This is a genomic window from Enterococcus sp. JM9B (assembly GCF_009933265.1).
In the GTDB taxonomy this organism is placed as follows: domain Bacteria; phylum Bacillota; class Bacilli; order Lactobacillales; family Enterococcaceae; genus Enterococcus_C; species Enterococcus_C songbeiensis.
Genome location: NZ_MAEK01000010.1, coordinates 52084 through 59827, shown reverse-complemented (window position 1 = coordinate 59827; position 7744 = coordinate 52084). Strand labels below are relative to the sequence as shown.

Sequence of the window (7744 nt, the reverse complement as noted above, 5' to 3'; positions counted from 1 at the left end):
TGTCCAATTTCAACTCTTAAACCAAGCATTAATCGACAAAGTTCGTTTAAAACGGAACGCTACAGAAATGATCATTGATCTGGATTCCACACATTCGGATACTTTTGGTAACCAAGAAGATGCTAATTTCAATGCCCACTATGGTACGAACGGGTATCATCCGTTAGTAGCGTTTGATGGTCTGACGGGTGATTTTCTCAAAGCAGAACTTCGTTCTGGAAATGTGTACACTTCAAATGGCGTGAAAGAATTTCTGAAACCAATGCTTGAACATTATCAACAGACTCTTCCATGTACGAATATCCTTGTTCGAGGGGATAGTGGTTTCGCGACACCAGAAGTATATGAGACTTGTGAAGCCAATGATAGTTACTATGTTATTCGCCTGAAGGCGAATAGAAATCTAGAAAAAATTGCAGAGAATTTCGTTCTTGTAGGAGATGATCATCCGTGGTATCAACGGGAAGTTCACTATTATTCAACTACCTATCAAGCTGAAAAATGGTCAAAAGAACGACGGATTTGTATCAAATCAACCAGAGAAGCCAATGAATTGTTGTTTCGGCATGAATATTTGGTTACCAATTTTTCCCACAACCTTTTACCTCAAGAGATTTTCGGTATTTACCATAAGCGTGGTATCATGGAAAATTATATCAAGGAAGCCAAAAATGGTTTCTATTTCGATAAAACGGATAGTCCCACTTTTCTGGAAAACCATGCTCGGATGATGATAAGCCTCTTGGCTTACAACTTGGTCAACTTCATGAAAACAATCTGTTTACCTGCGAAAGAAGCAGTTTTCCAAGTAGACACCTTACGTCTTCGCCTTTTCAAAGTGGCTGGTAAGCTAATTCGTAGCGGTCGAAAATTGTTTCTGAAAACGAGCTCTTCCCATGTTTACCAGAACCTGTTCTATTATCTATTGGAAAAAATCCAGCAACTCTGCTGGTAGAACTGGGAGCTAACTGAAATTTTAAAAACTTATTAATTCTAAGGGATATTTGCGCTCAAAAATAAGAAAAATGACTCGTCATTCCTTGAATAGATCATATTTTGAGCTAATAGCGCTAGCGACATTTGAAATGTAATAACAGAAAAAGAAAAACCGATGGTTTTTCAAAATTAATGTTAAAAATCTAGAAGTATGAATAATTCAGGATATTTACTGGTAATAAAAAAAAATTTTTTAATGACTTACGAAAAATTGACTCTTTTTCCTATAATCATTTCGATGTTGTTTTAGGTAGCAATGTTGACACTACAGAATTTGGCTACATGAACATAGCCTTTTTTGATTTGAATGGAAAACTCCTTTTTTACACTAGCACTCATGAAGGATTGGCATGGATTGAGAACGAATTTCTATTGTGAGCATAGCCCCACCTTCTTAAAAACCCGTTGTACCCCCACAAAAATGTGCTAAGATAGAAGGAGAAAATTTTGAGTAAGGAGAATGAATGATGCAATTTCACGAAGACTTGAATGAACTGATTGTTGAGCTTTTTGCCGATATTGAAGATATCGGAGATGAAGAAATCTGGGCTTTTTATGAAGAAAAAGACGGAGAACAGCTCTTTACCGATTACCGTTACAAAAATGACCCCGCAGAAAAAATGCCGAAGGGTTCCCTTGGCGAAAAAGTAATGGCGATCACTGCAAAAGAATTACTGCCTCTTTTACGAAAACAAAAACATCAACATCCGAATTTTTAAAAAAACCTGTAGGAAAACGGCTGCTTGGCTATTTTCCTACAGGTTTTTTCTATAATATTTTCGACAAAAAATCAATTGTCCGTGGATTTTGTGCATGCTGAAAGATGTCTTCCGGTGTTCCTTCTTCCATGATGATTCCTTCATCCATAAAGAGCACACGGTCTCCAACTTCTTTGGCAAATCCCATTTCATGGGTAACAATGACCATCGTCATACCGTCTTTTGCCAACTGCTGCATAACTGAAAGGACCTCCCCTACCATTTCCGGATCTAACGCCGAAGTCGGTTCATCAAACAACATAACATCCGGCTGCATCGCCAATGCTCGTGCAATCGCGATCCGCTGTTTCTGTCCCCCAGAAAGCGATTGAGGATAGGCAGCGCTTTTTTCACTCAAACCAACTTTTTCTAAAAGCTGCTCCCCAAAAGCCATAGCTGTCTCTTTGGTTTCTTTTTTTACTTTAACAGGAGATAAAATCAAGTTATCCATGACTGTCATATTAGGAAAAAGATTAAAGTTTTGAAAAACCATTCCCATTTTCTCTCGCATTTTGTAAATGTCATTTTTCTTATCGGTAATATCTGTACCTTCAAAATAAATATTACCTTGAGTTGGTACCTCTAAAAGATTTAGACAGCGGAGAAAGGTACTTTTTCCTGAGCCAGATGGTCCGATGATTACCACGACTTCCCCTTTTTTAATCTCTGAATTGATTCCTTTTAATACTTGATTTTTCTTAAATGATTTATGCAGATTTTCTACTTTAATCAATGCTTCCGACATCTTATATTCCCCCCTATCTTTGGTATCCTTTACCCATTTTTTCTTCCCATAAAGCCAGTAAACGTCCCGTGAAGAAAGTCAGGATAAAGTAAATGATAGCGGCAATATACAATGGTTCTAACGGAATATACGAATTGGTGATAACGATTTGCGCACTGCTCAATAATTCATAAATTCCAATTGTTGAAAGTAGGGAAGAATCTTTGATCAGGGTGATAAATTCATTTCCCATTGAAGGAAGAATATTTCGCAATGCTTGCGGTAAAATCACGTAACGCATCGCCTGCATTGGACGCAAACCCAGAGATTCTGCTGCTTCTTTTTGCCCTGCTTCAACGGAAATAATCCCACCCCGAACGATTTCTGCTACATAGGCGCCAGAGTTCATTGAAATCACAATAATTCCGGGAATCAACCGACTAAAATCGACATCTAAAACACCGATAGCTACCGTTGGCGCACTGATGATTCCTTGCAAAAGTCCAAAACCAATCAAAATTTGGATCAACATCGGTGTACAACGAATAATTTCAATATAAATATTGGCAAACCAACGCAAAGGAGACACGCTGGAAAGTTTCAGCAAAGCCATTACGACTCCGATAATCGTTCCAAAAATGATGGTAACCACTGAAATGATAATGGTAACGACTGTTCCTGAAAGAAAATAAGGGAAAAAATCTGGTAAAAAGGAAAAATTCATTTGTCTAACCTCAATCTATTTTTCGGCATTTTTATTTGCTAGCTCGATATTTTTTTGAACAAATTCTTCCATTTTGCCAGAATCGTTCAATTCTTTGATTACATCGTTAATTTCTGATTTTAATTCGCCGCTGTCTTTTGGCAAGGCGATTGCATACGCTTCGTCTTCGCTGGATTTCAAGTCAACTTCTGCAAACTGCAAATCCGGGTTTTGGTCAATATAAGAAGCACCAACTGTTTCTTCAACGACGAGCGCATCGATCGATCCTTGGTTTAATTCAATGATTAGATTAGGAACTTTCGCAACAGAAACGATTTGTGCATCAGCAATCTGTGTCTTGGCTACATCTTCTTGAACAGAGCCTTTTTGTGCACCGATTTTTTTGCCACTCAAACTTTCAATCGAAGTAAAGGTTGCGGCATTTTTCTTGTTAATAACAATTTTTTGTGGTGGATTGTAGTAATTATCTGAAAAGTCGAAGGATTCCTTACGTTCCGGTGTAGCAGAAATTCCCGAAATCGCAATATCCACTTTTCCCTGTTGCAGAGAACTTAATACTGCATTGAATTCCATATCCATAAACTCAACATCAACATCTAATTTTTCGGCGATTGCATTAGCTAAATCAATATCTGCCCCGACAATTTTATCTTTGCCGTCAGACATCGTATGAAATTCAAAAGGAGCAAAATCTGCAGATAATCCAACTTTCAGTACTCCCGCATCTTTGATTGCAGCAACTGCTTTGTCTTGTGTACCTGAATCCTTTGATGCTTTTTCGTTATTTCCGCCACCACAAGCACCCAGTAAGAAAACTAATGCTAATGACGCAACCCCTGTTAAAATCTTTTTCATAAAATCCGCTCCTCATTATTCATTTTTTATACAATATATTTCTTTTTTATGAGATTGTATACATATTACCACAGTTTTTTTGACTTTTCATCCATTTTTTGAAAGTTTTTTGAAATTTTATTTACTTTTCTCGTGAAAATCGCTAGTTTATTGAATATTCCCAGCAAAAACGGCTATAAGAAACAAAAAAAGACCAAAAGCTGGATGCTTTGGTCCTTCTACTTTTACGATTAAAATTTACGAAAACGCTGATAACGTGCTTCTAACCTTTCGGATTCCGTCAGTTGGCAAAGTTCTTGTAATTTGTCGATCAATGCTTTGCGAAGCATGTGATTGATTTTTTCCATTTCAATTGGTTCGCCATTTAAAGTTTCGGGAATGACTTTATCAATTACCTTTAAATCAAACAATTCTTTTGCAGTGATTTTCATCAATTCCGCGGCTTCTTTTGCACGGCTGCCATCTTTCCATAGGATTGAGGCAAAGCCTTCTGGTGACAAAATAGCATAAATTGATTGCTCCATCATCCATACTTCGTCGCCAAGAGCTAAGGCAAGCGCACCACCGCTACCGCCTTCACCAATAATGATGGCGATGATTGGCACCTTCAAATCAGACATTTCCAAAAGATTACGGGCAATCGCCTCGCCTTCGCCTCTTTCTTCTGCCCCAACACCGCAAAAAGCGCCTGCGGTATTGATAAAGGTAATCACCGGCCGGCCAAATTTTTCAGCTTGCTTCATTAAACGCAAGGCTTTTCGATATCCTTCTGGATGAGGAGAACCAAAATTTCTTCGTAGATTCTCCTGCAGATTTTTGCCTTTTTGAATGCCGATGACTGTCACTGGCTTTTCGTCTAAACATGCAATACCACCAACTACCGCCTCGTCATCTCCAAAAAGTCGATCCCCGTGTAGCTCTTGGAAATTCTCAAAAATCAACTCAAAATAATCAAGAGCCGTCAAGCGATCTTTCCCCCGCGCTTGTTGCAGAATTTCTGCCGCAGTTTTTTTCATCCCAGCGACCACCCTTCCATCGTATGAAGTGTCAATAATTGATAAATACGTTCCTTCATTTCTTTTCTTGGAACAATTTGGTCAACGAAGCCGTGTTTTTTCAAAAATTCCGCCTTTTGAAAGTCCTCTGGCAACTCCTGCTTGATAGTTTCTTCAATCACTCGCCGTCCGGCAAACCCAATCAGGCTTTGGGGCTCTGCTAAAATAATGTCCCCTTCCATTGCAAAACTTGCCGTGACGCCGCCGGTAGTTGGATCAGTTAAAACCGTCAAATAAAACAATCCTGCTTCACTATGTCGCTTGACTGCCGCAGAAATTTTTGCCATCTGCATCAAAGAAAAAATTCCTTCTTGCATTCGGGCGCCTCCGGAAGCGGTAAAAATCACTACTGGCAATCCTTTGATTGTAGCCCGTTCAAACAAGCGGGTGATTTTTTCTCCTACAACCGTGCCCATGCTTCCCATGATGAAATGAGAATCCATGACACCGATTGCCAAAGGGACGCCATTGATTGTAGCGTTTCCCGTCAATACGGCTTCACTCAGTCCCGTTTTTTCTTGTGTTATGCGAATCTTTTCCAGATAGCCGGGAAAATCAAGCGGGTCGCTCGTCCGACAATCATTATCCCATTCTTCAAAACTTTTTTCATCGATAGTAAGAGCGATTCTTTCCCAAGCACTGATTCGAAAGTTGTAACCACAATGGGGGCAGACCTTTTCTGCTCCCATTTCTTTCGTATAAAGCGTGTGTTTGCAACTTGGACATTTCGCCCACATGTTATCTGGAACGAAAGGAGTATTTGCTGGCGTCGCATCCCGATTTGGATTGATGCGAATGTAATTTTTCTTTTTGAATAAGGCCATGTTTCACCCTCCTATTGTTCCCAATTCGGTAAAAAGATTTCTTGTAAAAAGGCGGTGTCGTAATCTCCAGCAACAACTTGTGGATGACTAATCAAATCCATTTGAAATTCTGAATTTGTCAATACACCATCTGTCACTAGCTCTCCTAGTGCACGTTGCATTTTCATCAATGCTTCAAAACGGGTATCTCCATGAACGATTACTTTTGCAATCATGGAATCATAATAAGGAGGAATCGTGTACCCAGAGTACATACCGCTATCCACCCGCACACCTAATCCACCACTGGGTAAGAAAAGATTGGTGATCTTCCCTGGCGAAGGAGCAAAATGAAAGGCAGGATTTTCTGCATTGATTCGACATTCAATTGCATGTCCCTTCAACTTAATGTCCGTTTGCTGAATATCCAAAGGTTCATTTGCTGCAATCTGAATTTGTTTTTTTACAAGATCAATTCCAGTGACCATCTCAGTGATTGGATGTTCCACTTGAATTCGGGTATTCATTTCCATAAAATAAAACGAGCCAGCTTGATCCATTAAAAATTCAATTGTACCAGCATTTTGGTAACCGACTGCTCTTGCCGCTCGCAGGGCAGCTTCACCAAGTTCTTGGCGTTTTTCTTCTGAAATCACCACCGATGGAGATTCTTCCATCACTTTTTGGTTGTTTCGCTGTAAAGAACAGTCTCTTTCTCCCAGATGGATAATATGACCAAATGCGTCACCTAAAATTTGTACTTCAATATGACGAGCAGGATAAACGATTTTTTCCAAATACATGGCGTCATTTCCAAAGGCTGCTTTTGCTTCCTGCTGGGCAGAAGAAAAATGCTGTGGCAGTTCATCTTTTGAAGCAACTTTTCGAATCCCTTTTCCGCCACCGCCAGCTGCAGCTTTCAGCATCACAGGATACCCGATGCGTTCGGCTACGGCTAATGCTTCTTCAACATCAACCACTTCTCCATCGCTACCAGGAATGACGGGAACTTCTGCTTGGATCATTAATTGACGGGCATTGATTTTATTGCCCATTGCTTCAATCGTTTCACTTTTAGGACCGATAAACGTAACATTGATTTCTTCGCACATGGCAGCAAAGCGGCTATTTTCTGATAAAAAACCAAACCCCGGATGAATGGCTTCTGCCTTTGTCACCACTGCAGCACTTAGAATCTGCTGCACGTTTAAATAAGAATCTGCTGCTTTTGCCGGTCCGATACAAATCGCCTCATCTGCCATTTCCGTATGCAGAGCTTCCCGGTCTGCTTCTGAATAAACCGCAACAGTGGCAATTCCTAGTTCACGACAGGCGCGAATGATTCGTACAGCGATTTCTCCACGATTTGCAATCAATACTTTTGAAAACATAACTCACCTATCCAATCATAAACGTCAGTTCCGCCTCAGCAACTTTTTTTCCATCAACATATGCGATCCCTTTGCCGATTCCAGCAGAAGATTTCACTTTCAATAATTCTACTTCCAACATCAGGGTATCTCCTGGCGTTACTTTTTTTCTAAATTTTGCTTTATCAATTCCACCGAAATAAGCAGTTTTCCCTTGAAATTCTTCAAGAGAAAGCAACGCAACTGCGCCAGCTTGCGCCATTGCTTCTAGAATCAGTACGCCCGGCATTACCGGTTCGTGAGGAAAGTGTCCTTGAAAGAAAGGTTCATTGACGGATACATTCTTCTTTGCGATGATTTTTTTGCCAATTTCCATTTCCTCTACGCGATCCAGCAATAGAAACGGATAACGATGGGGAATGATTTTTTTGATTTCTTCTACAGTCATTAATGACATTT

At 39.8% G+C, this 7744-nt stretch carries 9 protein-coding genes; 2 read left to right on the top strand and 7 right to left on the bottom strand.

Features of this window, described 5'->3' with window-relative positions; all coding sequences use genetic code 11:
• Both BAU16_RS03410 and BAU16_RS03405 read left to right on the top strand, forming a co-directional pair.
• Positions 1-955 (top strand): IS1380 family transposase (locus tag BAU16_RS03410; protein WP_161526417.1); only part of this gene is annotated, 955 nt, incomplete at its 5' end.
• A 508-nt stretch (positions 956-1463) separates the two neighbouring features.
• Positions 1464-1715 (top strand): hypothetical protein, encoded by a 252-nt coding sequence (locus tag BAU16_RS03405; RefSeq protein ID WP_048603036.1) that lies wholly within the window; start codon positions 1464-1466, stop codon positions 1713-1715.
• A gap of 49 nt (positions 1716-1764) precedes the next feature.
• Here the strand turns inward: BAU16_RS03405 and BAU16_RS03400 are convergent, their stop codons facing one another.
• The 7 genes from BAU16_RS03400 to fabZ all read right to left on the bottom strand — a co-directional run bounded on the left by BAU16_RS03400 (position 1765) and on the right by fabZ (position 7742).
• Complete coding sequence (locus BAU16_RS03400) at positions 1765-2499, bottom strand: amino acid ABC transporter ATP-binding protein (protein WP_137605898.1); 735 nt, start codon at positions 2497-2499, stop codon at positions 1765-1767.
• Positions 2500-2512: 13 nt separating this feature from the next.
• Positions 2513-3202 (bottom strand): amino acid ABC transporter permease, encoded by a 690-nt coding sequence (locus BAU16_RS03395; protein WP_048603038.1) that lies wholly within the window; start codon positions 3200-3202, stop codon positions 2513-2515.
• A 15-nt stretch (positions 3203-3217) separates the two neighbouring features.
• Entirely contained in the window at positions 3218-4057 is an 840-nt protein-coding gene (locus BAU16_RS03390; RefSeq protein WP_137605899.1) for a transporter substrate-binding domain-containing protein, read from the bottom strand.
• Positions 4058-4287: 230 nt separating this feature from the next.
• Positions 4288-5073: an acetyl-CoA carboxylase carboxyl transferase subunit alpha gene (locus BAU16_RS03385; protein ID WP_048603040.1), complete on the bottom strand. Its 786-nt coding sequence runs from the start codon at positions 5071-5073 to the stop codon at positions 4288-4290.
• Positions 5070-5936 carry an acetyl-CoA carboxylase, carboxyltransferase subunit beta gene (accD, locus tag BAU16_RS03380; protein WP_161526416.1) on the bottom strand — a complete coding sequence of 289 codons (867 nt, stop codon included), beginning with the start codon at positions 5934-5936 and terminating at the stop codon, positions 5070-5072. The genes BAU16_RS03385 and accD overlap by 4 nt, the downstream gene beginning before the upstream one ends.
• Positions 5937-5947: 11 nt before the next feature.
• A complete protein-coding gene (locus tag BAU16_RS03375; RefSeq protein ID WP_048603042.1) occupies positions 5948-7306 on the bottom strand; it encodes an acetyl-CoA carboxylase biotin carboxylase subunit in 1359 nt (452 codons plus the stop codon).
• Between the two features lie 7 nt (positions 7307-7313).
• The gene (fabZ, locus tag BAU16_RS03370; RefSeq protein ID WP_137605900.1) at positions 7314-7742 is read right to left on the bottom strand and encodes a 3-hydroxyacyl-ACP dehydratase FabZ; all 429 of its coding nucleotides are present in this window, start codon (positions 7740-7742) and stop codon (positions 7314-7316) included.
• Between the last annotated feature and the right edge of the window lie 2 nt (positions 7743-7744).